The 26,049-nt window shown below is 62.0% G+C and carries 22 protein-coding genes, 4 tRNA genes and 1 pseudogene; 18 read left to right on the plus strand and 9 right to left on the minus strand.

The genetic code is table 11. The features are described from left to right. Positions 1–82: 82 nt before the first annotated feature. Positions 83–652: pseudogene (locus ECTOBSL9_RS07905) on the plus strand (PD-(D/E)XK nuclease domain-containing protein); the annotation flags it as partial. Positions 653–662: 10 nt separating this feature from the next. On the opposite strand, the gene ECTOBSL9_RS07910 reads toward ECTOBSL9_RS07905, so the two are convergent. From ECTOBSL9_RS07910 to ECTOBSL9_RS07930, 6 genes are all read right to left on the minus strand, one after another. Next, positions 663–1,100 carry a type II toxin-antitoxin system VapC family toxin gene (locus tag ECTOBSL9_RS07910; protein WP_063464605.1) on the minus strand — a complete coding sequence of 146 codons (438 nt, stop codon included), beginning with the start codon at positions 1,098–1,100 and terminating at the stop codon, positions 663–665. Continuing rightward, positions 1,100–1,336 (minus strand): type II toxin-antitoxin system Phd/YefM family antitoxin, encoded by a 237-nt coding sequence (locus ECTOBSL9_RS16560; protein WP_082829823.1) that lies wholly within the window; start codon positions 1,334–1,336, stop codon positions 1,100–1,102. Before ECTOBSL9_RS16560 ends, ECTOBSL9_RS07910 begins: the two co-directional genes overlap by 1 nt. Before the next feature lie 250 nt (positions 1,337–1,586). After that, a complete protein-coding gene (locus tag ECTOBSL9_RS07915; RefSeq protein WP_082829824.1) occupies positions 1,587–1,907 on the minus strand; it encodes a nucleotidyltransferase family protein in 321 nt (106 codons plus the stop codon). Continuing rightward, positions 1,891–2,325, minus strand: coding sequence for a nucleotidyltransferase substrate binding protein (locus ECTOBSL9_RS07920; RefSeq protein WP_063464607.1), 435 nt, complete (start codon positions 2,323–2,325; stop codon positions 1,891–1,893). Before ECTOBSL9_RS07920 ends, ECTOBSL9_RS07915 begins: the two co-directional genes overlap by 17 nt. Beyond that, positions 2,322–3,566: a pyridoxal-dependent decarboxylase, exosortase A system-associated gene (locus tag ECTOBSL9_RS07925; protein ID WP_205632007.1), complete on the minus strand. Its 1,245-nt coding sequence runs from the start codon at positions 3,564–3,566 to the stop codon at positions 2,322–2,324. The genes ECTOBSL9_RS07920 and ECTOBSL9_RS07925 overlap by 4 nt, the downstream gene beginning before the upstream one ends. Before the next feature lie 72 nt (positions 3,567–3,638). After that, positions 3,639–5,225 (minus strand): acyl-CoA ligase (AMP-forming), exosortase A system-associated, encoded by a 1,587-nt coding sequence (locus tag ECTOBSL9_RS07930; RefSeq protein WP_063464608.1) that lies wholly within the window; start codon positions 5,223–5,225, stop codon positions 3,639–3,641. 134 nt (positions 5,226–5,359) lie between these two features. Between ECTOBSL9_RS07930 and ECTOBSL9_RS07935 the strand changes: the two genes are divergently transcribed. Further along, the gene (locus tag ECTOBSL9_RS07935; RefSeq protein ID WP_063464609.1) at positions 5,360–6,157 is read left to right on the plus strand and encodes a S1C family serine protease; all 798 of its coding nucleotides are present in this window, start codon (positions 5,360–5,362) and stop codon (positions 6,155–6,157) included. Positions 6,158–6,247: 90 nt separating this feature from the next. On the opposite strand, the gene ECTOBSL9_RS07940 is transcribed toward ECTOBSL9_RS07935, so the two are convergent. The 3 genes from ECTOBSL9_RS07940 to ECTOBSL9_RS07950 all read right to left on the minus strand — a co-directional run bounded on the left by ECTOBSL9_RS07940 (position 6,248) and on the right by ECTOBSL9_RS07950 (position 8,900). Next, positions 6,248–6,448 (minus strand): hypothetical protein, encoded by a 201-nt coding sequence (locus tag ECTOBSL9_RS07940; protein WP_025282241.1) that lies wholly within the window; start codon positions 6,446–6,448, stop codon positions 6,248–6,250. 128 nt (positions 6,449–6,576) lie between these two features. Further along, positions 6,577–7,563 carry a UDP-glucose 4-epimerase GalE gene (galE, locus tag ECTOBSL9_RS07945; protein ID WP_063464610.1) on the minus strand — a complete coding sequence of 329 codons (987 nt, stop codon included), beginning with the start codon at positions 7,561–7,563 and terminating at the stop codon, positions 6,577–6,579. A 5-nt stretch (positions 7,564–7,568) separates the two neighbouring features. Continuing rightward, complete coding sequence (locus ECTOBSL9_RS07950; RefSeq protein WP_063464611.1) at positions 7,569–8,900, minus strand: UDP-glucose/GDP-mannose dehydrogenase family protein; 1,332 nt, start codon at positions 8,898–8,900, stop codon at positions 7,569–7,571. Between the two features lie 143 nt (positions 8,901–9,043). On the opposite strand from ECTOBSL9_RS07950, the gene ECTOBSL9_RS07955 reads away from it, so the two are divergent. From ECTOBSL9_RS07955 to fusA, 16 genes are all read left to right on the plus strand, one after another. Next, a tRNA-Tyr gene (locus ECTOBSL9_RS07955) sits at positions 9,044–9,128 on the plus strand. A 192-nt stretch (positions 9,129–9,320) separates the two neighbouring features. Further along, positions 9,321–9,394 (plus strand) — tRNA-Gly (locus ECTOBSL9_RS07960). Between the two features lie 46 nt (positions 9,395–9,440). Next, positions 9,441–9,516: transfer RNA gene (locus ECTOBSL9_RS07965), tRNA-Thr, on the plus strand. Between the two features lie 65 nt (positions 9,517–9,581). Next, positions 9,582–10,772 carry an elongation factor Tu gene (tuf, locus tag ECTOBSL9_RS07970; protein WP_063464612.1) on the plus strand — a complete coding sequence of 397 codons (1,191 nt, stop codon included), beginning with the start codon at positions 9,582–9,584 and terminating at the stop codon, positions 10,770–10,772. Between the two features lie 122 nt (positions 10,773–10,894). After that, a tRNA-Trp gene (locus ECTOBSL9_RS07975) sits at positions 10,895–10,970 on the plus strand. A 43-nt stretch (positions 10,971–11,013) separates the two neighbouring features. Beyond that, positions 11,014–11,385, plus strand: coding sequence for a preprotein translocase subunit SecE (gene secE, locus ECTOBSL9_RS07980; protein WP_063464613.1), 372 nt, complete (start codon positions 11,014–11,016; stop codon positions 11,383–11,385). Between the two features lie 17 nt (positions 11,386–11,402). Continuing rightward, positions 11,403–11,936 carry a transcription termination/antitermination protein NusG gene (gene nusG, locus ECTOBSL9_RS07985; protein WP_063464614.1) on the plus strand — a complete coding sequence of 178 codons (534 nt, stop codon included), beginning with the start codon at positions 11,403–11,405 and terminating at the stop codon, positions 11,934–11,936. A gap of 141 nt (positions 11,937–12,077) precedes the next feature. Further along, on the plus strand, positions 12,078–12,509 hold the full coding sequence (gene rplK / locus ECTOBSL9_RS07990; RefSeq protein ID WP_025282236.1) for a 50S ribosomal protein L11: 432 nt from the start codon (positions 12,078–12,080) through the stop codon (positions 12,507–12,509). Between the two features lies 1 nt (position 12,510). Next, positions 12,511–13,206, plus strand: coding sequence for a 50S ribosomal protein L1 (gene rplA / locus ECTOBSL9_RS07995; RefSeq protein ID WP_025282235.1), 696 nt, complete (start codon positions 12,511–12,513; stop codon positions 13,204–13,206). A gap of 246 nt (positions 13,207–13,452) precedes the next feature. After that, positions 13,453–13,977 (plus strand): 50S ribosomal protein L10, encoded by a 525-nt coding sequence (gene rplJ / locus ECTOBSL9_RS08000; protein ID WP_205632033.1) that lies wholly within the window; start codon positions 13,453–13,455, stop codon positions 13,975–13,977. A gap of 48 nt (positions 13,978–14,025) precedes the next feature. Next, positions 14,026–14,403 (plus strand): 50S ribosomal protein L7/L12, encoded by a 378-nt coding sequence (gene rplL, locus ECTOBSL9_RS08005; RefSeq protein ID WP_063464616.1) that lies wholly within the window; start codon positions 14,026–14,028, stop codon positions 14,401–14,403. Between the two features lie 149 nt (positions 14,404–14,552). Then, the gene (rpoB, locus tag ECTOBSL9_RS08010) at positions 14,553–18,635 is read left to right on the plus strand and encodes a DNA-directed RNA polymerase subunit beta (protein WP_063464617.1); all 4,083 of its coding nucleotides are present in this window, start codon (positions 14,553–14,555) and stop codon (positions 18,633–18,635) included. A gap of 1 nt (position 18,636) precedes the next feature. After that, on the plus strand, positions 18,637–22,884 hold the full coding sequence (gene rpoC / locus ECTOBSL9_RS08015; protein ID WP_063464618.1) for a DNA-directed RNA polymerase subunit beta': 4,248 nt from the start codon (positions 18,637–18,639) through the stop codon (positions 22,882–22,884). 125 nt (positions 22,885–23,009) lie between these two features. Further along, a complete protein-coding gene (gene rpsL, locus ECTOBSL9_RS08020; protein ID WP_008933192.1) occupies positions 23,010–23,387 on the plus strand; it encodes a 30S ribosomal protein S12 in 378 nt (125 codons plus the stop codon). Between the two features lie 21 nt (positions 23,388–23,408). Continuing rightward, positions 23,409–23,876 (plus strand): 30S ribosomal protein S7, encoded by a 468-nt coding sequence (rpsG, locus tag ECTOBSL9_RS08025; RefSeq protein ID WP_063464619.1) that lies wholly within the window; start codon positions 23,409–23,411, stop codon positions 23,874–23,876. Positions 23,877–23,917: 41 nt separating this feature from the next. Continuing rightward, on the plus strand, positions 23,918–26,017 hold the full coding sequence (gene fusA / locus ECTOBSL9_RS08030) for an elongation factor G (protein WP_063464620.1): 2,100 nt from the start codon (positions 23,918–23,920) through the stop codon (positions 26,015–26,017). Positions 26,018–26,049: the final 32 nt, after the last annotated feature.

Genomic DNA, 26,049 nt, shown 5'->3' on the forward strand with positions numbered 1-26,049 from the left:
AAGGCGGGGATGTGCTTTAACAGGCCCTCAAGGAACCTGGGATGGCGAGGGGGTGGTAAGCGGGATCAGTGCGGGACGTAACACGGGGTATCTCACGGTGCATGCGGTGGAGGAGCCCATGACGGGGTACTGGCTCTACACCCTTGGGTATCCCAACCGGGAGGTGGAGTCCAGTCTGAATCAGGCGTTGCTACCCGCCCTTGGGGTGGCTGAGTCGCCTCGGCAGCGTTTGAGTCTGTTCAGGATTTTGCAGGCCCATGATCTGGAGGCCCTTGAGGTGCACCTCAAGGCGCTGTTCGCCTCCTTGCCCCATGACTGGTACCGCAACAATCCCATTGCCCGGTATGAGGGGCATTATGCCAGTGTGTTTTATAGCCACTTTGCGGCGCTGGGGCTGCGGATCTCGGTGGAGGATTCGTCCCACATGGGCAAGGTGGACATGGCCGTGGAGTTCGGTGGCCATGTGTATGTGTTCGAGTTCAAGGTGGTGGAGCAGCTGCCCCAGGGGCGGGCGCTGCAGCAGATCAAGGATCGAGGTTATGCGGACAAGTACCGGGGGCGGGGGCAGCCGATCCATCTGATTGGGGTGGAGTTTTCCCGGGAGCAGCGGCAGGTGGTGGGGTTTGAGGTGGAGACGGTGCCGGTGGCTTAGCGCTCAACCGCTATTCCCGCCCATCAACAGCACGCCTTGCGTCCAAGCCAAGGAATAAGGCAGCGCTCAGCAAAGCATCGTCCTCTGTGATCAAACGAGCTTGGTAATATTCTGCACAAGCCAGGTGAAGAGCATCGAGAGTTCTCAGGCTTGTCTTCCGGATGCCTATCCAGTGGATGGCGCGTTGATAGTGCATGATATCAATTGGACAGCGCACAAAGCGGCCCTGCCGAACATCATCACCGAACGCGCTTTCAATCCGATTTGCCTCGGGTTCACTCAACTCACCCATCCGCACCCAACGCGCCACGGCACTGGCAACTTCAACCTCGGTCAAGTGGCTGATCAGTACGGGGTTCGACTGCCTGAGTAACAGGTTCTGGACCTGCTCACTGGCCTGCTCCTCCCGATAATAGGGAAGCAGCGCACTGGTGTCGAAGTATAACATCAGTAACGGGAATCGTTTCGAAGGTGCCGAACCACGGTTGCGGAGCTTTCCGAGGCTGGAGGCAAGGCTCGCCTCAGTGTGGAACGGTCGAGGAAACGAACCTGCTCGGGTTGCGGTGCCGTCAAACGAGCCGCCGGCTTTCCATGTCGAAGAATCACAATCTCCTCACCTTGCGCAACGGCATCCAAAAGCTGAGAAAGCCTTTCCCGAGTTTCCCGAACATTGATCGTTTGCATTGTGATCACCTTGGTCTCGTGTTTTGGACAAAGCGCTTGTTCAGCTGGCGACTTCCCGCCAACCGGGATGGGCCATCTGTTCAGGACAGTAAACTAAATGGGTGGGTGTGTACACAGGAAGAGTACGCATGCCCGCCCATCGCTACCAGCCGGGACCAGCGCGATCTGGCGTTTTTGGCGTCGTCAGCGCGATTTCTTCGGTCTCCGCCCCCCCAGGAGGTGGTGGCGTTTGAGGTGGAGACGGTGTGAGTCACGGCCTCTGGATGACCACGCTTTGGCGCCGGATGATGTCGCGAAAGCGTTCGTCGGTGCTGGCCCAGTCGACGATGTCCACCTTCCAGGGGAGGTCGGAGTCGGCGAAGGCGTCGGTGAGCTCGGTAAGCTGGCTCAGGGTGAGTGGCCGGTCGGTCATGATGGCCAGGTCCAGGTCGGAGTAGGGTTTGGGCTTGCCGGTCGCTCGGGAGCCGAAGGCGCGCACCTCGTATTCAGGGGCGTGTTTCTGGAGGATGTTCCGGACGATGGCCCAGTGAGAGGCCGCCATATGAACGGGTGGATCAGCGGTTGCGTGCATCCAGTTGCTCCAGCAGGTGCCGTGCGTCATGGATGAATGCCCGGGTGCCTTGGAAAACCTCCCGGGCCTTTTCCTGATTGTAGGTGTGTGAGGTGATGTTGCGCATGGTTCGATAGTGGAACCAGGCGGCTACGTCCTGGATCAGGCCCTTTTCGCCTGCGGTTCGCAGTAAATCGCGGAAATGGCTGTGGTCCACTTCCTCGGGGCTGGCGGCCTCCAGCTCCAGCTGGCGGCGCAGCATCTTGATGCTGATTTCGTACACAAATTCGAAGTTCTGAATGACGCCGGCCATGAGGGTTCTCTGCACGGTGGTCGGCTGGGCGTTGTACCACTGAGTGTCGTCGATCAGTGTAATGCCTTCCTGCAGCGAGGTGATGGCCTGTCGCAGGGGCGTGAGGTCGAGACGGGCTTCCTTCACACCAGCACTTCCACCGCCGCTGGGTGCCCCAGGAATTTCTCGGGGCTGGCGGTGAGGCCGTAGGCGCCGGACTGGTAGATGACCACCAGGTCGCCGGGCTGGGCGGGGGGCAGTTCCATGCGATCGGCCAGCAGGTCCAGGGGGGTGCACAGGGGGCCGACCACGGAGGCGGTTTCCCGGACGGTGTCGTCCATGCGGGTACCGATGGCCACCGGGTAGTTCTTGCGGATGATCTGGCCGAAGTTGCCGGAGGCGGACAGGTGCTGGTGCAGGCCGCCGTCGGTGACCAGGAAGGGGTGACCTCGGGAGATCTTGCGATCCAGGATGCGGCAGACGTACACGCCGGCTTCGCCCACCAGGTAGCGGCCCAGTTCGATGACGATCTCCGTGGCGGGGAGTTTGACGGCGGCCTCTTCGACGATGGCCTTGAGGTTGTCGCCTACGGGGGCGATGTCCAGGGGCTGTTCGCCGGGGAAGTAGGGGATGCCAAAGCCCCCGCCCAGGTTGAGGAACTTGACGGGGCCGGGGGCGTCCTCGGCCAGGCGCAGGGCCAGGTCGAAGCACTGGCGCTGGGCTTCGATGATGGAGTCCGCCTTGAGGTTTTGCGACCCGGCGAAGAGGTGAAAGCCTTCAAAGGCCAGCCTGGCATCGCCGATGCGGGCCAGCAGTTCTGGCACCTGTTCGGCGTCCACGCCGAATTGCTTGGGGCCGCCGCCCATCTTCATGCCGGAGCTCTTGAGTTCGAAGTCGGGGTTCACGCGCACGGCCACCCGGGCGGGCAGATTCAGTTCCCGGGCGGCCTGGGCCAGGATGTCCACTTCGCGGAAGGATTCAATATTGATCAGGATGCCGGCGGCCACGGCCTGGCGCAGTTCGTTGTCCTGTTTGCCGGGGCCGGCGAAGCTGATCTCGGCGGGGTCGGCCCCGGCGTCCAGGGCCACTTTGAGTTCGCCGGCGGAGGCCACGTCGATGCCATCCACCAGGCTGGCCATGTGGCTCACCAGGGCGGGCATGGGGTTGGCCTTCATGGCGTAGTGCAGTTTGATGGCGGGCGGCAGGTGTTCCCGCAGGTGCGCCACGCGCTGGCCGAGCAGGGCGCGGTCGTAGGCGTAGAAGGGGGTGCATCCCACGCGGGCGGCAATACGGCGCAGGGGCTGGCCGCCGATGAGCAGTTCGCCGTTGGTAGCGGGGAACTGGGTCATGGGGGTGTGGGTGGGTTTGGATGATTTGGGCGTGTCCATGGTCCCGAATGGTCTCAGTATGACTTGGAGGGGGCAAGCGCTTTATCCGTGCACCTTAATTATGGGCTGTAATTATGGGCTGTATTGCCCCGCCAGGCTCTTGCGGTCCAGTTTGCCATTGGGGTTTCTTGGCAGGGGGGCTTGGTGGATGTGGATGCTGGCCGGGACCATGTAGGCGGGCATGCGGGCCTTGCATTCGCTGAGCAGGGCCTGGGTGTCCACCGGGGTGCCTTCCGGGGCGGTGACCACCACGGCGATGCGCTGGCCGAGGGTGTCGTCGGGGATGCCGAAGGCCACGCATTCGCCTACCTGGCGGGTGGCGTAGAGGATTTCTTCCACTTCCGTTGGGCTGACCCGGTAGCCGGAGGTCTTGATCATCTCGTCGCGCCGGCCGATGAAGTAGAGGTAGCCTTCTTCGTCGTATTTGACCGTGTCACCGGAGAAGACGGCGATCTCGGGCAGGACAAGGCCGGACTGGCGACCGGGGGCCAGGGCGGGCAGGGGTTTGAAGTGGTGGGCGGTCTTGTCGGGGTCGTTCCAGTAACCCTGGGCCACCAGGGCGCCGCGCTGCACCAGTTCGCCGGGTTCGTGGGGCGCACAGGGGCTGCCGTCTTCCCGCAGCACCAGGACCTCGGCATTGGGGATGGCCTTGCCGATGGAGTCGGGGCGGTTGTCCACTTCTTCCGGGGGCAGGTAGGTGGCGCGGAAGGCCTCGGTGAGGCCGTACATGAGGTAGGGGCGGGTGCGCGGCAGGTGTTCCCGCAGGCGGTTGAGGGTTTCGCGGGGCATGCGTCCGCCGGTGTTGGCGATATAGCGCAGGTGCGCGTCGATGGCTTCGGGCCAGTCCAGCTGGGTGAGCTGGATCCACAGGGGAGGCACGGCGGTGAGGCCGGTGATGCGCTCCCGGGCGAGGGTCTTGATCACGTCCCGGGGCAGCAGGTAGTTGAGCAGCACCACGCGCGCACCGCTGTGGAACGCGGTGGTGAGTTGCGAGAAGCCGGCGTCGAAGGACAGGGGCAGGGCAGCCAGCAGGCTGTCGTCGGCGTGGTTTTCCAGATACTGGGCCACGCTCTTGGCGCCCATGACCATGTTGCGATGGGAGAGCACCACACCCTTGGGGCCGCCGGTGCTGCCGGAGGTGTAGAGGATGGCGGCGATGTCGGTGTCGATGATGCGTGGTGGTGGGGCTGCGGGGGCGTCGCTCAGTGATGCCCAGCCGCGGACGGCGGCGCCGGGGAGGGTGTGCTCATCCGTTGGGGTGTCGGTGAGGATGATGTGGCGCAGGTCGTGGCAGTGTTCCAGGGCTTCTTTCAGGGCATTGAACCGGGCCGGGGAGGTGACCAGTACGCGCACGTTGCAGTGTCGCAGGATGTAGGCCACCTGATCGGCCTTGAGCACCGGGTTGACGGGCACGAATACCCCGCCGGCGGCGCTGGTGCCGAAGATGGCGCTCACGGTTTCCAGCCGCTTTTCAAGGAAGATGCCTACCCGTTCGCCCCGTTCCAGCCCCAGAGCCTGAAGCCCGTGGGCGAAGCTTTGTGCCGCCTGGGTGGCGGCGGCATAGTCCTGCGTGTGTTTGCCGTAGGTGACCGCCGGTGCATCGTGCGCCCGATGGGCGGAGGCCTGCAGGAGATGATGAAGGAGGTAGGTGTTGTCCATGGGGTCTTTATAACCGACACGTGGGGGGCGTGTCAGCGGTTTGCCTGTTGTGGGATTTCAGGGTCTCGGTTCATGATGACGGAGCGAGACTTTGGTAAAAGAATATTCGCCTGTCTGGGCGTGGGAGGTTTGGGATGCGTGCGTTGAGTCGGATGGGTGTGCTGGGTGTGGGGGCCGTGTTGTTGTGGGCGCTTTGGTGGGTACCGGTGTCGTCGGTGGGTGCTGCCGATCTGGCGGATACCATTGAGAAGATCAAGCCTTCGGTGGTGGGTGTGGGGACGTTTCAGCCGACGCGCTCGCCCCGGGCGCAGTTGCTGGGCACCGGCTTTGTGGTGGGGGATGGGCGACATGTGATCACCAATGATCATGTGATTCCGCACATGCTGGATTCCGAAAACCGCGAGCATCTGGCCATCTTCATTCCCGGGCGCGGGGAGTCGGGGGAGATGCGTCAGGCGCGGCGGGTGGCGTCGGATCCTCTGCGGGACCTGACCTTGCTGCGCTTTGAGGGGCGCGGCCTGCCGGCGCTGCGGGTGGGGGATTCGGACCGGTTGCGGGAGGGGGAGACTGTTGCCCTGACCGGTTTTCCCATCGGTGCGGTGCTGGGGCTGGTGCCGGCCACCCATACGGGGATTGTCTCGGCCATCACGCCCATTGCCATGCCGATGCATTCCACCCGGGATCTGGATCCGGCCATGATTCGGCGGCTGCGGGACCCTTACACCGTGTTTCAGCTGGATGCCACGGCCTATCCCGGGAACAGCGGCAGTCCGTTGTATCGGCCGCAGACGGGTGAGGTGATCGGGGTGCTGAACATGGTGTTCGTGAAGGAGGGGCGTGAGCGGGCGCTGGATCGGCCCAGTGGGATCAGTTATGCGATCCCGGGGAATTATGTGCGGGAGTTGTTGAGGGAGGCGGGGGTGTCCCAGTGAGGCGTTAACGTGAAAGCACCCAGGTTCAGCTACGGAAGCTCCTCTCCCCGGCGGGGAGAGGAGCTTGGTACAGGCCTGTCCGCGAAGGGCTCAGAACGAGCGCATCACCAGCACCTGCACCTTGAACAGCACGGCCGCCACCATGAGGGCGACGCCGCCGGTGAGGACCACCAGGAGTTCCAGGCCCATCAGATAGTATTCGCCCATGAACCAGGTGCCGCCCACGGCGGCGCAGACGATGAGGCCGGCCAGCCCGATGAGCGTGCCCAGGATGTTGAGAAGTGTATCCATGGTGTGGTGATCCCCTTTGTTGGTTGTTGGTGTCGTGGCTATGGTAGGGGCTTTTCGTCGGCCAGGCCCGCTCCCACAAGCGGGGAATGAGGGAAAAGCTGACTCAGGTCAGTCACCGGGGCCTGGGGTCATCGGTCGGCCAGTTTTCGCTCCCATTCCAGTGAGGTGCGCACGATGAATTCCAGGTCGTCGTGGCGCGGCTCCCAGCCCAGCACCGAGCGGATGCGGTCGGCGGCGGCCACCAGGCTTGGGGGGTCGCCGGCGCGGCGGGGCTCTTCGCGGATGTCCAGAGGCTTGCCGTTGAGCCGTTGTACCGTATCCAGCACCTGACGCACGCTCAGGCCGTGGCCGTAGCCCACGTTGAAGGTGTCGGAGGCGCCGCCGCCGCGCAGGTGGTCCAGGGCCTTGAGGTGGGCGGCAGCCAGATCGGTCACGTGGATGTAGTCGCGCACGCCGGTGCCATCGGGGGTGGGGTAGTCGGTGCCGAACACGGAGACATGGGGGCGTTTGCCCACTGCCGCTTCACAGGCCACCTTGATGAGCAGGGTGGCCTTTTCCGTGGATTGACCGATGCGCCCTTCCGGGTCGGAGCCGGCCACGTTGAAGTAACGCAGGGCTACGTGGCGCAGGGGGCTGGCGGCGGACAGGTCCCTGAGCATCCATTCGCTCATGAGCTTGGAGGTGCCGTAGGGATTGATGGGGGCGTTGGGGGTGTCTTCCCGGGCGACGCCGTCGGGCGGGATGCCGTAGACGGCGGCGGTGGAGGAGAAGACGAAGTGTTTCACGCCCGCCTCCTGGCAGCTTTGCAGCAGGTTGCGTGTGCCGCAGGTGTTGTTGCGGTAGTACTTGAGGGGGTCGGCCACGGATTCGGGGACGATGGTGTGGGCGGCGAAGTGCATCACTGTGTCGATGTCGTGTTCGCGCAGCAGGCTGGGCACCAGGTCGGTGTCGGCCACGTCGCCGATGATGAGGTCGGACTGGATGACGGACTCGGCGAACCCGGTGGAGAGGTTGTCCAGGACGACGACGCGCTCACCGGCCTCGGCCAGCATGAGGGCCACGTGGGAGCCAATGTAGCCGGCGCCGCCGGTGACGAGGATGCCTTTGTTGGGCATGTGGATTACCCCTTTCTCCCGCGCCCGATGGCGTAGTAGGCAAAACCCATGTCTTCCATGTGCTTGGGCTCGTACAGGTTGCGACCGTCGAAGATGGCCGGTTCCTTGAGCTGCTTGCGGATCAGTTCGAAATCCGGGCTGCGGAAGACATTCCATTCGGTGACGATGGCCAGGGCGTCGGCGCCTTCCAGTGTCTGCTCGTGATGATCACACAGCACCAGGTCGTCCCGCTGACCGTAGAGGTGGGCGCATTCCTTCATGGCGACCGGGTCGTGGGCGCGCACACGGGCGCCGGCGGCCCAGAGGGCTTCCATGAGCATGCGGCTGGAGGCCTCACGCATGTCGTCGGTGTTGGGCTTGAAGGCCAGGCCCCACAGGGCGATGGTGCGGCCCTTGAGATCCCCCTTGAAGTGGGTGTGGATCTTCTGGAACAGGCGCTCCTTCTGGCGCTCGTTCACATCCTCCACGGCGGTGAGCAGCTGGGCCTTGAAGCCCACCTGGCGGGCGGTGCGCTCCAGGGCCTTTACATCCTTGGGGAAGCAGGAGCCGCCATAGCCGCAGCCGGGGTAGATGAAGTGGTAGCCAATGCGTGGATCGGAGCCGATCCCCTGGCGCACGTGCTCAATGTCGGCGTCCAGGGCCTCGGCCAGGTTGGCCAGTTCGTTCATGAAGCTGATCTTGGTGGCCAGCATGGCGTTGGCGGCGTACTTGGTCAGCTCCGCGGAGCGGATGTCCATGACCATCACCCGATCGTGATTGCGGTTGAAGGGGCCGTACAGGGCGCGCATCAGCTCGCCGGTACGTGGGTTGTCGGTGCCCACGATGATGCGGTCGGGCTTCATGAAGTCGTCCACTGCGGCGCCTTCCTTGAGGAATTCCGGGTTGGAGACCACATCGAAGTCGATCTGCGCGTTGCGGCCTGCCAGGGTGGTGCCCATGGCCTCATGCACCTTGTCGGAGGTGCCGACGGGGACGGTGGATTTGGTCACCACGATGCGGTATTCGTCCATGTGCTCGGCCACGGTGCGGGCCACGGCCAGCACGTGGCGCAGGTCGGCGGAGCCATCCTCGTCTGGCGGGGTGCCCACGGCAATGAACTGGAACAGGCCGTGACGCACGCCCTCGGCGGCATCGGTGGTGAAGGCCAGGCGACCGGCCTGCACGTTGTCGGCCACCATGTCCTCGAGGCCCGGCTCGTAGATGGGGATCTCGCCCTGGTTGAGGCGGGCGATCTTGTCCTGATCGATGTCCACGCACAGGACCTGGTTACCCACTTCCGCCAGGCAGGCGCCCGTAACCAGGCCCACGTAGCCGGATCCGTAGATGGTGACCTTCATTGGTGTGAAATCCTCTGGTTCATTCCGAGATGGTGGATGGCTGTCAGGCCAGGATCGTAGCAAAACCCCGTGTCATGATCATTAAACGCAAAAGGTGGTTGACAGGCAGGGGCTGGATAAGAATAATACCGGCCTTCGCATCTGGAGGGGTTCCCGAGCGGTCAAAGGGGGCAGACTGTAAATCTGCTGGCTCAGCCTTCGAAGGTTCGAATCCTTCCCCCTCCACCAGAATTCAGTACGGCGTCGATGATAACCCGGATGCGGGTCTTCATCGGCGGCGCTTTAATGTAGCGGTTTTGGGTTTTGAACGTTATGCTTGCGGGGTTGGCCTCCCGTTCCCCAACGCATCGGTCGAGTGGCTGGGGGCTGGCTGGCCAGGTTTGGATGGCTTAGGGTAGCGCATCCGGAAAGGCGGTTTTTGCGGGTGTAGTTCAACGGTAGAACCTCAGCCTTCCAAGCTGATGATGTGGGTTCGATTCCCATCACCCGCTCCAGTTCGATTAGAGGTTTCGGCAGCGCTTGGCGCGCCTTTTTGTTTTTGCCCATGTAGCTCAGGCGGTAGAGCACTTCCTTGGTAAGGAAGAGGTCACCGGTTCAAGTCCGGTCATGGGCTCCATCTTTCAGTACAGTGCTGGGCTATCAAGGCCCTGTTAAGTAGAACATCAGCCGGGGTGCTAGACCATGTCGAAGGAAAAGTTCGAGCGTAAAAAGCCGCACGTGAATGTGGGAACGATTGGTCACGTTGACCATGGCAAGACCACGCTGACGGCAGCACTGACGGTGTGCCAGGCCAAGAAGTTTGGTGGTGAGTCCCGTGCTTACGACCAGATCGATAATGCCCCGGAAGAGCGGGCCCGTGGTATCACCATTGCGACCGCCCACGTGGAATATGAGTCCGACGCGCGTCACTACGCCCACGTGGACTGCCCCGGACACGCGGACTATGTGAAGAACATGATCACGGGTGCGGCGCAGATGGACGGCGCCATCCTGGTGGTGTCTGCGGCTGATGGCCCAATGCCTCAGACCCGTGAACACATTCTGCTGGCCCGCCAGGTGGGCGTGCCGTGCATTGTGGTGTTCATGAACAAGGCGGACATGGTTGACGATCCGGAACTGCTGGAGCTGGTGGAGATGGAAGTCCGTGATCTGCTGTCCAGCTATGAATTCCCTGGCGACGACACCCCGATCATCACCGGCTCCGCGCTGAAGGCGCTGGAAGGTGACACCTCCGAGATCGGTATTCCGGCCATCGACAAGCTGATCGAGGCGCTGGACACCTACATCCCGGAGCCTGAGCGTGCCATTGATGGTGCGTTCCTGATGCCGGTGGAAGACGTGTTCTCCATTTCCGGTCGTGGCACGGTGGTGACCGGACGTATTGAGCGCGGCATTTGTAAGGTGGGTGATGAAGTGGCGATCGTGGGTATCCACGACACCAAGAAGACCACCGTGACCGGCGTTGAGATGTTCCGCAAGCTGCTGGATCAGGGTCAGGCGGGTGACAACGTGGGCGTTCTGCTGCGTGGTACCAAGCGTGACGAGGTTGAGCGTGGTCAGGTGCTGTGCAAGCCCGGTTCCATTACGCCGCACACCAAGTTTGAAGCTGAGGTGTACGTGCTGTCCAAGGAAGAGGGTGGTCGTCACACGCCGTTCTTCAATGGTTATCGTCCGCAGTTTTATTTCCGGACCACTGACGTGACCGGTTCCTGTGATCTGCCTGAAGGTATCGAGATGGTGATGCCGGGTGACAACGTCAAGATGACGGTGTCGCTGATTGCGCCGATCGCTATGGAAGACGGCCTGCGTTTTGCAATTCGCGAAGGTGGCCGCACCGTCGGCGCCGGCGTTGTCGCCAAGATCATCGAGTAAGTAGTTCACGACTCAGGTCGTGTTGTAGGTGGTACCTGCGGGTGATTTGAAGGATTGGGGGGCTGCGCCTCTGGTGTTTGCCCCTCAGTCCCTGTATTCTCCCTCACGTACCTGTTTGTTACAGGCCAGTAGCTCAATTGGCAGAGCAGCGGTCTCCAAAACCGCAGGTTGGGGGTTCAAGTCCCTCCTGGCCTGCCATTTCTAGCAACCCTTCGCGGTTGCAATCGGGTCACTTTATCCCATGGCAGGTAAAGCGGAAGAAGTAGAAGGTGCCGGCTTCGACACCGTCAAACTGCTGGCGGCCGTCGGGCTGCTGGTGGCGGGCGTCACCGGCTTTTACTGGTTTTCGGATCAGTCCACCCTGCTGCGCGTGTTGGGCCTGCTGGCCTTCGCCGCTGTGTCGGTGGGTATCATTTTTACGACGGCCAAGGGTCGCACTCTGGCCGCCTTCCTGACGGATGCCCGCACAGAAGTGCGCAAGATGGTCTGGCCCTCGCGGACCGAGACCCTCCAGACCGCCCTGGTTGTCATCGCGATCACCATTCTGGTCGCGATCTTCCTGTGGCTGATCGACATGCTGCTCGGCTGGTCGATCCGTGAATTCATCCGTTGAGCGATTAGGAAGTCAAGATGGCCCTGCGTTGGTATGTCGTACATGCGTACTCCGGTTTTGAAAACCAGGTGAAGCGCTCCCTGCGGGAGCGTATCAACCGGATGGGCATGGAAGACAAGTTCGGCGAGATCCTCGTGCCCACCGAAGAAGTGGTGGAAATGCGCGACGGACAGAAGCGCAAGAGCGAGCGCAAGTTCTTCCCCGGCTATGTGCTGGTGCAGATGGAAATGGACGAGGACAGCTGGCACCTGGTCAAGAGTGTGCCCAAGGTCCTTGGTTTCATCGGCGCCAGTCAGGACAAGCCTTCCCCCATCACTGAAAAAGAAGCCGACACCATTCTCCAGCGCATGCAGGAGGGGGTCGACAAGCCGCGCCCGAAGGTGTTGTTCGAGGCCGGCGAGGTGGTGCGTGTGACCGATGGCCCCTTCAACGACTTCAATGGCGTGGTGGAAGAGGTCAATTACGACAAGAGTCGTTTGCTGGTGGCTGTGCAGATCTTCGGTCGCTCCACGCCGGTGGAGCTTGAGTTCCATCAGGTGGAGAAGACCTGATCAGGCAATGATCGGGATGCTGGCCGGCGTGCCGGCGATCAAATCCTTGAATGGCGGCAAATCCCGGGCGTGACCCGGGATTTGCCGCTTTTCCCCAGGGGAGCCGAAAGGCGCTAATACCCATACTCAGGAGTTCATACCATGGCTAAGAAGATTGAAGCTTACATCAAGCTTCAGGTGGCGGCCGGCAAGGCCAACCCCAGTCCCCCGGTGGGCCCGGCGCTGGGTCAGCGCGGCGTGAATATCATGGAGTTCTGCAAGGCGTTCAACGCCCAGACGCAGGACGTGGAACCGGGTCTGCCGATTCCCGTGGTCATTACCGTGTATTCCGACCGCAGCTTCACCTTCATCACCAAGACGCCGCCCGCGGCCGTGTTGTTGAAGAAGGCTGCCGGTATCAAGAGCGGCTCCGCGACCCCCAACACCGCCAAGGTGGGCAAGGTTACCCGCGAGCAGGTGGAAGAGATCGCCAAGACCAAGTGGCCTGATCTGACCGCCGCCGATATGGACGCCGCTGTTCGCACCATCGCTGGAAGTGCCCGTGCCATGGGCCTTGACGTGGAGGGCCTCTAAGATGGCTAAACTGAGCAAGCGCATGCGGGCCATCCGCGAGAAAGTGGAGCCCGGCAAGTTCTATCCCCTCAACGACGCCCTGCAGATCCTCAAGGACACGGCTTCCGCCAAGTTCGCTGAATCTGTGGACGTGAGCGTGAACCTGGGCGTTGATCCCCGTAAGTCCGATCAGGTGGTGCGTGGTTCCACCGTGCTGCCCAACGGCACCGGCAAGTCCGTGCGCGTGGCCGTGTTCACTCAGGGCGCCAACGCCGATGCCGCCCGGGAAGCCGGTGCCGATATCGTCGGCATGGACGACCTGGCCGAGCAGGTGAAGGCCGGCAATCTGGATTTCGACGTGGCCATTGCCAGCCCCGACGCCATGCGCGTGGTGGGTCAGCTGGGTCAGATCCTGGGCCCGCGTGGCCTGATGCCGAACCCCAAGGTGGGCACCGTGAGCACCGATGTGGCCACGGCGGTGAAGAATGCCAAGGCAGGTCAGGTGCGTTACCGCACGGACAAGGCCGGTATCATTCATTGCACCATTGGCAAGGTGGGCTTTGAGCCTCAGGCGCTGGAGGAAAACCTCAATGCGCTGCTGAGCGATCTGCAGAAGGCCAAGCCTTCCGCTGCCAAGGGTGTGTACATGAAGAAGGTGACGGTCTCCACCACCATGGGCCCGGGTGTTCCCGTGGACCAGGGGAGTCTGTCCATCTGATTTTGCAGTTTGGGTAGGACTGCCGGCGGTTGCCGGCATCCGTCCAAGACCGCAGGTGTGCCAGGGAGGCCTGGCACTTAATGGGACAACGGTTTCGCCTGCGCAGACGGTGTCTCCCGATTCAGGTTCTTCCTGCTGAGGGTACGCCGTGAAAGGGGTCGGGGAATTTTTCCTCGGCTTTATCACACAGCGTCGGAGGCGTAGTTAAGCCCCCGTCGTCAGACAGGAGGTAGGTAATCCGTGGCACTGAATCTCGAAGACAAGAAAGCGATTGTCTCTGAGGTCGCCGCGGTGGCCGCTCAAGCACATTCGGCTGTGGCTGCCGAATACCGTGGACTGTCCGTGGGTGAGATGACCGAACTGCGCCAGAAGGCGCGGGACACCGGTGTCTACCTGCGGGTGGTGAAGAACTCCCTGGCCCGCCGCGCGGTTCAGGGGACCGATTTCGAGTGCATGCAGGAAGGTATGGTGGGTCCGCTCATCATCGCTTTCTCCCAGGAAGATCCTGGTGCAGCTGCTCGTCTGGTCAAGGACTTCTCCAAGGACCACAAGAAGCTTGAGTGCAAGATGGTGTCCGTGAGCGGGCAATTGCTGGGACCGGCGGAACTTGACCGCCTGGCCAGTATGCCGACCCGCGATCAGGCCATCAGCATGCTCATGGCGACGATGAAAGCCCCGCTCGACAAGTTTGCTCGCACTGTTAATGAAGTGCCTGGCAAGCTGGTTCGCACCGTGGCCGCCATCCGGGACCAGAAGCAGGCCGCCGCCTGACCCAATATTGAACTGAATCGGGTATTGCACCCTCTTAGGAGTTAAATCATGGCAGTTTCGAAAGAAGACATCCTGGAAAGCATTGGCAACATGACTGTCCTGGAGATCGTTGACCTGATCTCCGCGATGGAAGAGAAGTTCGGCGTTTCCGCCGCAGCCGCCGTCGCTGCTGCCCCGGCCGCCGCTGCCGGTGGCGAAGCCGCTGCAGAAGTCAAGGACGAGTTCGACGTGGTGATGTCCAGCTTCGGCTCCAACAAGGTGGGCGTGATCAAGGTTGTGCGCGCTCTGACCGGTCTGGGTCTGAAGGAAGCCAAGGATATGGTGGAGTCCGCTCCGGCCACCATCAAGGAAGGTGCCAACAAGGACGACGCCGAGAAGATGAAGAAGGAACTGGAAGAAGCCGGCGCCACTGTCGAACTGAAATAAGGCGTTGGTCTGGTCCTTTGTTGAAAGACCAGGTCCTGTCAGTACAGGGGCTGGCGGTGCTACACCGCCGGCCTCTTTCTGCTTGTCCCAGCTCACTTGTTTTTGTGAGTGGCGTGTCGATTCTGTCGATTCTAGTGTGAGGAATCACAATGGCTTATAGCTACACCGAGAAAAAGCGAATCCGCAAGGACTTCGGCAAACGGCCCCAGATCCTTGAGGTCCCCTATCTGTTGGCCACGCAGATTGATTCCTATCGGCAGTTCCTCCAGATGCGCGACCCCGAGGCCGGGCGCGAGGAGGTAGGTCTGCACGCCGCTTTCAAGTCGGTTTTTCCGATTGTGAGCTATTCCGGCTCCGTGGAGCTGGAGTATGTCAGCTACCGGTTGGGCGACCCCGTGTTCGACGTCAAGGAATGTCAGCTGCGGGGCATGAATTATGCTGCGCCCCTGCGCGTGCTGCTGCGCCTGGTGATCTATGACAAGGATGCCCCAGCGGGCTCCCGTGTCGTCAAGGACATCAAGGAGCAGGAAGTCTACATGGGTGAATTGCCGCTCATGACCGAGAACGGCACCTTCGTGGTGAACGGTACCGAGCGCGTGATCGTGTCTCAGTTGCACCGTTCCCCCGGTGTGTTCTTTGACCATGACAAGGGCAAGACCCACAGTTCCGGCAAGCTCCTGTTCAATGCCCGGGTGATCCCGTATCGCGGGTCCTGGCTGGACTTCGAGTTTGACCCCAAGGATTCCATTTACGTGCGCATCGACCGCCGCCGCAAGCTACCGGCTACGGTGCTGCTGCGCGCGTTGGGTCTGGAGACGGAGGAGATCCTCGCCACCTTCTTCGAGACCACCGATTTCCGCGTGCTCACCGACGGCTTCGAGATGGCGCTGGTGCCCGCGCGTCTGCGTGGCGAAACCGCTGCGTTCGATATCCATCTGGGTGATGAGCTGCTGGTGGAGTCTGGCCGTCGCATCACTGCCCGCCATGTGCGCAAGATGGAGGAGGCCGGCCTCAACTCCCTGCAGGTGCCGGCCGATTCCCTGATTGGCAAGATCCTCGCCCATGCGGTGGTGGATGAGGACAGCGGCGAGGTGATCGCCAATGCCAACGAGGAACTCACCGCCGATCTGCTGGAGAAGGTGCGCCGCTCCGGCATGAAGAGCTTCCGCACGCTTTACACCAACGAGCTGGATCACGGCCCGTACATCTCCAGTACGCTGAACATCGATACCACCCGCTCCCAGCTGGAGGCGCAGGTGGAAATCTATCGCATGATGCGCCCCGGCGAGCCGCCCACCAAGGAAGCGGCCGAGACCCTGTTCAATAATCTGTTCTTCAGCGAGGATCGTTACGACCTCTCGCCCGTGGGCCGCATGAAGTTCAACCGCCGTGTGGGCCGGGAGCAAGAGACCGGGCCGGGTGTGCTGAACAACGATGACATCCTGGATGTGCTCAAGGTGCTCATCGATATCCGCAACGGCAACGGCCATGTGGACGACATCGACCACCTGGGTAACCGTCGTGTGCGCAGCGTGGGTGAGATGGCGGAGAACGTCTTCCGCGTCGGCCTGGTGCGCGTGGAGCGGGCCGTGAAGGAGCGCCTGAGCGTGGCCGAGAGCGAGGGCCTGATGCCCCAGGAACTCATCAACGCCAAGCCGGTGGCGGCGGCGGTGAAGGAGTTCTTCGGTTCCAGTCAGCTGTCCCAGTTCATGGACCAGAACAACCCGCTCTCCGAGGTGACTCACAAGCGCCGTATCTCGGCCCTGGGGCCTGGTGGCCTCACCCGTGAACGCGCCGGCTTCGAGGTGCGCGACGTGCACCCGACCCACTATGGTCGGGTCTGCCCCATCGAAACGCCGGAAGGTCCGAACATCGGCCTGATCAACTCCCTGGCCGTGTATGCCCGCACCAACCGCTTCGGGTTCCTGGAGACCCCGTATCGGCGCGTGGTGGACGGCAAGGTGAGTGAAGAGATCCTGTACCTGTCGGCCATCGAAGAAGGCAACTATGTGATCGCCCAGGCCAACGTGGCCCTGGACGAGGAAGGTCGCCTGGTGGACGAGCTGGTGTCCTGCCGTTATCAGAACGAGTTCACCATGTCGACGCCGGACAAGATCCAGTGCGTGGACATCTCGCCCAAGCAGATCGTTTCCGTGGCCGCCGCGCTGATTCCGTTCCTGGAGCACGACGATGCCAACCGCGCCCTCATGGGCTCGAACATGCAGCGCCAGGCCGTGCCCTGCCTGCGTGCCGAGACCCCGGTGGTGGGTACCGGCATCGAGCGCACGGTGGCCATCGACTCCGGTTCCTCCATCGTCGCCCGTCGTGGCGGTGTGGTGGACTCGGTGGATGCGGCCCGTGTGGTGGTGCGCGTCAACGATGACGAGACCGAGGCTGGCGAACCGGGTGTGGATATCTACAACTTCACCAAGTACACCCGTTCCAACCAGAACACCTGCATCAACCAGAGTCCGCTGGTGCGCGTGGGCGACACCATCGCCCGCGGCGACGTGCTGGCCGACGGATCCTCCACGGATTTGGGGGAGCTGGCCCTGGGTCAGAACATGCTGGTGGCCTTCATGCCCTGGAACGGCTACAACTTCGAGGACTCCATCCTCATCTCCGAGCGCGTGGTGGAAGAGGATCGCTTTACCTCCATCCACATCGAGGAGCTGACCTGCGTGGCCCGGGACACCAAGCTGGGGCCGGAGGAGATCAGCGCCGATATTCCCAACGTGTCGGAGAGCCTGCTGTCCAAGCTGGATGAGTCGGGCATTGTCTACGTGGGCGCCGAGGTGAATCCGGGCGATATCCTGGTGGGCAAGGTCACGCCCAAGGGCGAAACCCAGCTCACCCCCGAGGAGAAGCTGCTGAGAGCCATCTTTGGTGAAAAGGCTTCGGACGTGAAGGACACCAGTCTGCGCGTGGCGTCCGGTATTGATGGCACGGTCATCGATGTGCGCGTCTTCACCCGTGATGGTGTGGAGAAGGACAAGCGGGCCCTGCAGATTGAAGAGGCTGCGCTGGAGTCGGTGCGCAAGGACCTGAAGGACCAGTTGCGCATCTACGAGGACGACATCTACGATCGCGTGGAGAAACTGCTCAACGGCAAGCTGGCCGCGGGTGGTCCTGGTGGTCTGAAGGATGGCGTCAAGGTGACCCGTTCCTACCTGGGGGAACTGCCCCGGGAGAAGTGGTTCGAGATCCGCATGCGCAGCGAAGAGGTGAACGAGCAGCTGGAGCTGATGGCCGATGCCCTCAAGGCCCAGCACGATGCCTTCGAGAAGCGCTTCAAGGAGCAGAAGGACAAGCTCACCGCCGGTGACGATCTGGCACCGGGTGTGCTGAAGATGGTCAAGGTGTATGTGGCCGTGAAGCGTCGCATGCAGCCGGGTGACAAGATGGCGGGTCGTCACGGTAACAAGGGTGTGGTCTCCATGATCGTGCCCACCGAGGACATGCCCTTCACCGAGGATGGCACCCCCATGGATATCGTCCTCAACCCCCTGGGCGTGCCGTCGCGCATGAACGTGGGTCAGGTGCTGGAAACCCACCTGGGCTGGGCGGCCAAGGGTCTGGGCAAGAAGATCGGTCACATGATCGAGGCCAAAGCGAAGGTGGATGAGCTGCGTCAGTTCCTGGATCAGATGTACAACCACGATCCGGACAACCGCAAGGAAGACCTGTCCCTGCTGAGCGACGAGGAGATCCTGGAGCTGGCCGGCAACCTGAAGAACGGTGTGCCCATGGCCACGCCGGTGTTCGACGGTGCCCATGAGCATGAGATCAAGGCCATGCTCAAGCTGGCGGATCTGCCCGAGTCGGGACAGGCAACGCTGTTCGATGGCCGCACTGGCGAGTCCTTTGATCGCCCGGTGACCGTGGGTTACATGCACATCCTCAAGCTCAACCACCTGGTGGATGACAAGATGCATGCCCGTTCCACGGGCCCCTATAGCCTGGTGACCCAGCAGCCGCTGGGTGGTAAGGCGCAGTTTGGTGGCCAGCGCTTTGGTGAGATGGAGGTCTGGGCGCTGCAGGCCTATGGTGCCGCGTACACCTTGCAGGAAATGCTCACTGTGAAGTCCGACGATGTTCAGGGACGCAACAAGATGTACAAGAACATTGTCGATGGCGATCACCGGATGGAGGCGAACATTCCTGAGTCCTTCAATGTGCTCATGAAGGAGATCCGTTCGCTGGCCATCAATATCGAACTGGAGCAGGACTGATATGAAAGATCTTCTCAATCTCTTCAAGCAGCAGGGCCAGGTGGAGGAGTTCGACGCCATCCGGATCGCGCTGGCATCGCCGGAGATGATCCGGTCCTGGTCCTTCGGCGAGGTGAGGAAGCCGGAGACCATCAACTACCGCACCTTCAAGCCGGAGCGGGATGGCCTGTTCTGCGCCAAGATCTTCGGGCCCATCAAGGACTACGAGTGCCTGTGCGGCAAGTACAAGCGACTCAAGCACCGCGGTGTGGTCTGCGAGAAGTGTGGCGTGGAAGTCACCCAGACCAAGGTGCGCCGCGAGCGCATGGGTCACATCGAGCTGGCCAGCCCGGTGGCGCACATCTGGTTCCTCAAGAGCCTGCCCTCCCGCATCGGCCTGCTCATGGACATGACGCTGCGCGATATCGAGCGGGTGCTGTACTTCGAGGCCTTTGTGGTGGTGGATCCGGGGATGACCACCCTGGAGCGCAACCAGCTGCTCAGCGATGAGCAGTATCTGGAGGCCATTGAGGAGCATGGCGATGAGTTCGACGCCCGCATGGGCGCCGAGGCCGTGTTCGAACTGCTGCGCTCCATCGACCTGCAGGCCGAGGCCACCCGCATGCGCACGGAAGTGCGTGAGACCAATTCCGACACCAAGATCAAGCGTCTGGCCAAGCGCCTGAAGCTGATCGAGTCGTTCCTGGAGTCGGGCAACAAGCCGGAGTGGATGATCCTGGAAGTGCTGCCGGTGCTGCCGCCGGATCTGCGCCCCCTGGTGCCCCTGGATGGCGGTCGCTTCGCCACCTCCGACCTGAACGATCTGTACCGCCGGGTGATCAACCGCAACAACCGCCTCAAGCGGCTGCTGGAGCTGAACGCCCCGGACATCATCGTGCGCAACGAAAAGCGCATGCTGCAGGAGTCCGTGGACGCCCTGCTGGACAACGGCCGTCGCGGTCGGGCCATCACCGGTACCAACAAGCGTCCGCTGAAGTCCCTGGCCGACATGATCAAGGGCAAGCAGGGCCGTTTCCGGCAGAACCTGCTGGGCAAGCGCGTGGACTACTCGGGCCGTTCGGTCATCGTGGTGGGCCCCACCCTGCGCCTGCATCAGTGTGGTCTGCCCAAGAAGATGGCGCTGGAGCTGTTCAAGCCCTTCATCTTCGGCAAGCTGCACCGCCGCGGTCTGGCCACCACCATCAAGGCGGCCAAGAAGCTGGTGGAGCGGGAAGGTCCGGAGGTCTGGGATATCCTGGACGAGGTGATCCGCGAACACCCGGTCATGCTCAACCGCGCTCCCACGCTGCACCGTCTGGGCATTCAGGCGTTTGAGCCAGTGCTGATCGAGGGCAAGGCCATCCAGCTGCACCCGCTGGTGTGTGCCGCCTTCAACGCCGACTTCGACGGCGACCAGATGGCGGTGCACGTGCCGCTGTCGCTGGAGGCGCAGCTGGAAGCCCGCGCCCTGATGATGTCCACCAACAACATCCTGTCCCCGGCCAATGGCGAGCCCATCATCGTGCCGTCCCAGGATATCGTGTTGGGCCTGTATTACATGTCCCGCGAGCGCATCAACGCCAAGGGCGAGGGCATGCGCTTCTCCGATGTGGATGAGGTGCACCGCGCCTACGAAAACGGCTGCGTGGACATCCACGCCAAGGTGCAGGTGCGTATCCGCGAGGTGACGGTCAACGAGGCCGGTGAGCACGAGGAATCCTTCACCCGCTACGACACGACCGTGGGTCGGTCCTTGCTGTCGCTGATCCTGCCCCCGGGCATGCCCTTTGAGCTGGTGAACCGTGACCTGTCCAAGAAGGCCATCTCGGGCCTGATCAACGCCTGCTACCGTCGGGTGGGGCTGAAGGAAACGGTGATTTTCGCTGACCAGTTGATGTACACCGGGTTCAAGTATTCCACCCGGGGTGGCGTGTCGTTTGGTATCAACGACATGGTCATCCCCGACGAGAAGGTGGGCATCCTGGCTGCGGCCGAGGCCCAGGTGAAGGACATCGAGGAGCAGTATTCCTCGGGCCTGGTGACCAAGGGTGAGCGCTACAACAAGGTGGTGGATATCTGGTCGCATACCAATGACCAGGTCTCCAAGGCCATGATGGAAAAGCTGGGCAGCGACGAGGTGGTGGATGCCGAGGGCAACACCCAGCGTCAGCCCTCGTTCAACTCCATCTTCATGATGGCCGACTCCGGGGCGCGTGGTTCCGCCGCCCAGATCCGTCAGCTGGCGGGGATGCGCGGCCTGATGGCCAAGCCGGACGGTTCCATCATCGAGACCCCCATCACGGCGAACTTCCGTGAGGGGCTGAACGTGCTGCAGTACTTCATCTCCACCCACGGTGCACGTAAGGGTCTGGCGGATACCGCACTCAAGACGGCCAACTCCGGTTATCTGACCCGCCGCCTGGTGGATGTCTCCCAGGATCTGGTGGTCACGGAGGAGGACTGCGGCACCGAAGAAGGCATCGTCATGAAGCCCATCATCGAGGGTGGTGACGTGGTCGAGCCGCTGCGTGAGCGTGTGCTGGGCCGTGTGCTGGCCCTGGATGTGCTGGCTCTGGATGGCTCGGTGATCATGCCCAGAGGCACGTTGCTGGACGAGGCACGGGTGGACGCCATGGAGGCGGCCGGCGTGGACGAGGTGGTGGTGCGTTCCGCCATCACCTGCGAGACCCGTCACGGGATCTGTGCCAAGTGCTATGGACGTGATCTGGCCCGCGGCCATCAGGTGAACATCGGCGAGGCGGTGGGGGTCATTGCGGCCCAGTCCATCGGTGAGCCGGGCACCCAGCTGACCATGCGCACCTTCCACATCGGGGGCGCCGCCAGCCGGACCGCAGCGGCCAGCAACATCGCCGTGAAGTCCAAGGGCTCCATCCGTCTGCACAACATCAAGACGGTGGAAAACAAGAACCAGAACCTGGTGGCAGTGTCCCGCTCCGGTGAAATCGGCGTGATCGACGAGGCCGGCCGCGAGCGTGAGCGCTACAAGCTGCCCTATGGTGCCGTGATCCTGGTGGGTGATGGTGATGCGGTCGAGGCCGGTCAGGAAGTGGCCACCTGGGACCCCCACACTCACCCCATCATCACCGAAGTGGCCGGTACCATCCGTCTGCACGACTTCACGGAAGGCGTGACGGTCAACAAGCAGGTGGACGAGGTGACCGGGCTGACCTCCACGGTGATCATCGATCCCAAGTCCCGCGGTTCCATGGGTAAGGACCTGCGTCCGACGGTGAAGCTGATTGGTCCCGATGGTCGGGACCTGTGCCTGGCGGGTACGGATATCCCCGCGCAGTACGTGCTGCCGGCCAACTCCATTGTCAACCTGGAGGATGGGGCTGCGGTGGAAGTGGGCGACGTGGTCGCGCGTATTCCGCAGGAGTCCTCCAAGACCCGTGACATCACCGGTGGTCTGCCCCGGGTGGCCGACCTGTTCGAGGCCAGAAAGCCCAAGGAGCCGGCCATCCTGGCAGAGCGCTCCGGTACCGTCAGCTTCGGCAAGGACACCAAGGGCAAGCAGCGTCTGATCATCACCGATGAGAAGACCAGTGAGAACCACGAGGAGCTGATTCCCAAGTGGCGTCAGGTGAGCGTGTTCGAGGGCGAGCACGTGGAGAAGGGGGAAGTGATCGCCGAGGGCGAGCCCAATCCCCATGACATCCTGCGCCTGCTGGGCGTGACGCCGCTGGCCGAGTACATGGCCAAGGAGATCCAGGACGTGTACCGCCTGCAGGGCGTGAAGATCAACGACAAGCACATCGAGGTGATCATCCGTCAGATGCTGCGCAAGGTGGATATCACCTATCCAGGCGATGGGCGTTTCCTCACCGGTGAGCAGGTGGATCGTTCCCGGGTGCTGGAAGAAATCGAGCGCCTGGGTCCCGACAAGCAGGCTCCGCTCTACGAGCGTGTGCTGCTGGGCATTACCAAGGCCTCGCTGGTGACCGAGTCCTTCATCTCCGCGGCCTCCTTCCAGGAGACCACGCGCGTGCTGACCGAATCCGCCGTGCGCGGAGCCCGGGACGATTTGCGTGGTTTGAAGGAAAACGTCATCGTCGGTCGTCTGATCCCGGCGGGTTCCGGGCTGGCGTATCACAAGGAACGCCGTCGCCGTCGCTACGGTGAGGGGCTGAACCTGGGGATGCCCGAGCCCAGCGAAGCTCCGGAGGAGGCTCCGGCCGATCCGGAAGCCAGCACCTCGGAGACGGATCAGAATCCGCCGTCTTCCACTGATCAGCCATCGCAGGAATAACCACCAACCTCACGGACTCAAGTCCCCTGCTTGACAGGGGCCTTGAGTCTGCCTAACATATCGCACCCTCGACAGGCCGGTTGGGTCCGGCCTGTCGTTGTTTTTGGGCTAGGAGAAAAGCTTTCATGGCAACAATTAACCAGTTAGTGCGCAAGCCCCGCAAGCGCCCGACGGAAAAGAGCAATGTGCCGGCCCTTGAGGCCTGTCCGCAAAAGCGTGGTGTCTGCACCCGCGTGTACACCACGACGCCGAAAAAGCCGAACTCTGCGTTGCGTAAGGTGGCTCGTGTGCGCCTGACCAATGGTTACGAAGTGTCCAGCTATATCGGCGGTGAAGGCCATAACCTCCAGGAGCACTCTGTAGTGCTGATCCGTGGCGGTCGTGTAAAGGACTTGCCCGGTGTGCGCTATCACACGGTTCGCGGCAGCCTGGATACTCAGGGTGTTCAAAATCGGAAGCAGGCTCGCTCCAAGTACGGCGCGAAGCGTCCCAAGAAGGCCTAAGCGGCCTGTTGAGATAAGACCATGTCAAGAAGATCCGAAGCTCCCAAACGTCATATCCTTCCCGATCCCAAGTACAAGAGCGAACTGCTTGCCAAGTTCATCAATACGGTGATGCGTGATGGCAAGAAGTCCGTGGCTGAGCGGGTTCTGTATGGCGCCCTGACTCAGATTGAAAGCAAGAAAGGTGATGGCCTGGAAGTGCTCGAGACCGCGCTCGAGAATGTGCGCCCTCGCGTCGAGGTGAAATCCCGTCGTGTTGGTGGCGCAACCTACCAGGTTCCGGTGGAAGTTCGTGCGGTTCGCCAGAACGCCCTGGCCATGCGCTGGATCGTGGATGCTTCCCGCAAGCGCGGTGAGAAGTCCATGGCCCTCAAGCTGGCGGGTGAGCTGATGGATGCGTCCGACAGTAAGGGCTCAGCCGTCAAGAAGCGTGAAGATACGCACCGCATGGCTGAAGCCAACAAGGCCTTCTCGCATTACCGCTGGTAAGACGGCGGCCTAGGCAATAGATTCTTCGAGGTATTTCTACAGTGGCACGCAAAACTCCCATCGAGCGTTACCGGAACATCGGTATCATGGCGCACATCGACGCCGGCAAGACGACCACCACGGAGCGGATTCTGTTCTATACCGGTGTGTCCCATAAGCTCGGTGAGGTGCACGACGGCGCCGCCACCATGGACTGGATGGAGCAGGAGCAGGAGCGCGGGATCACCATCACCTCCGCGGCAACCACCTGCTTCTGGCCTGGTATGGAAAAGCAGTTCCCTGAGCATCGCGTCAACATCATCGATACCCCCGGGCACGTGGACTTCACCATTGAGGTGGAGCGGAGTCTGCGTGTGCTGGATGGTGCCTGCGCCGTATTTTGCGCCGTGGGTGGTGTGGAGCCTCAGTCCGAGACCGTGTGGCGTCAGGCCAATAAGTACCAGGTGCCGCGCATGGCGTTCGTCAACAAGATGGACCGCCCCGGTGCTGACTTCCTGCGCGTGGTGAAGCAGATCAAGGATCGCCTGGCCGGTAATCCCGTGCCGCTGCAGTTGCCGATCGGTGCCGAAGACGCCTTTGAAGGTGTGGTTGACCTGGTCAAGATGAAGGCCATCTATTGGGATACGGATAACCACGGCATGACCTTCCAGGAAAAGGACATTCCCGCCGAGATGCAGGACGACTGCCAGACCTGGCGCGAGCATCTGGTTGAGGCGGCCGCTGAATCCTCCGAGGAACTGATGGAGAAGTACCTCAACGATGGTGAGTTGAGCAATGAAGAGATCAAGCAGGGTCTGCGCAAGCGCACCCTGAACAATGAGATTGTGCCTGCGCTGTGTGGTTCTGCGTTCAAGAACAAGGGCGTGCAGGCCATGCTCGATGCCATCGTTGAATATATGCCCTCGCCGACAGACGTGCTGGCCATCAAGGGTCACCTGGATGACGCCAACGAGACCGAAGCGCTGCGTCATTCCACCGATGATGAGCCCTTTGCGGCTCTGGCCTTCAAGATCGCCACCGACCCCTTTGTGGGAACGCTGACCTTCTTCCGCGTGTACTCTGGTGTGGTCAAGTCCGGCGACACCGTTTACAACCCGGTGAAGGCCAAGCGCGAGCGCATTGGTCGTATCGTGCAGATGCACTCCAACTCCCGCGAGGAGATCAAGGAAGTGCGTGCCGGTGACATCGCTGCGGCCGTGGGCCTGAAGGATGTGACCACGGGTGAAACCCTGTGCGCCATGGATAGCGTGATCACCCTGGAGCGCATGGAGTTCCCCGAGCCTGTGATCTCCGTGGCCGTGGAGCCCAAGACCAAGGCAGACCAGGAGAAGATGGGCGTGGCCCTGGGCAAGCTGGCTCAGGAGGACCCGTCCTTCCGTGTGCGGACTGACGAGGAGTCCGGTCAGACCATCATCTCCGGGATGGGCGAGCTGCACCTGGATATCATCGTTGACCGCATGAAGCGTGAGTTCAAGGTTGAGGCCAATGTGGGCAAGCCGCAGGTGGCCTACCGCGAAACCATTCGCAAGCAGGTGGAACAGGAAGGCAAGTTCGTTCGTCAGTCGGGTGGTCGCGGTCAGTACGGTCATGTCTGGATCCGCATCGAGCCCCAGGAGCCCGGCGAAGGTTATGCCTTTGTGAACGCCATCGTGGGTGGTGTGGTTCCCAAGGAATACATTCCGGCGGTGGATAAGGGTATCCAGGAGGCCTGCAAGAACGGTGTCGTGGGCGGCTTCCCGCTGGTGGACTTCAAGGCCACTCTGTTTGATGGTTCCTACCACGACGTGGACTCCTCCGAGGCTGCGTTCAAGATCGCCGGCTCCATGGCGTTCAAGGAAGGTGCTGCCAAGGCCAGCCCCGTGCTGCTTGAGCCGATGATGAAAGTGGAAGTGGTCACGCCGGAAGAGTACATGGGTGACGTGATGGGCGACCTGAACCGTCGTCGTGGTCTGGTGCAGGGCATGGATGACGCTCCCGCCGGCAAGATCGTGCGCGCCGAAGTGCCGCTGGCCGAAATGTTTGGCTATTCCACCGATCTGCGTTCCGCCACCCAGGGCCGCGCCGTGTACTCGATGGAGTTCTGCAAGTACGCGGAAGCGCCTGCCAGTGTGGCCGAAGCCGTCGTCAAGAAGGCGTCCTGATCCAGGGCCAATGCGGCCCAGCCAGATTTGAA

The sequence above is a fragment of the Ectothiorhodospira sp. BSL-9 genome (assembly GCF_001632845.1).
Classification (GTDB): domain Bacteria; phylum Pseudomonadota; class Gammaproteobacteria; order Ectothiorhodospirales; family Ectothiorhodospiraceae; genus Ectothiorhodospira.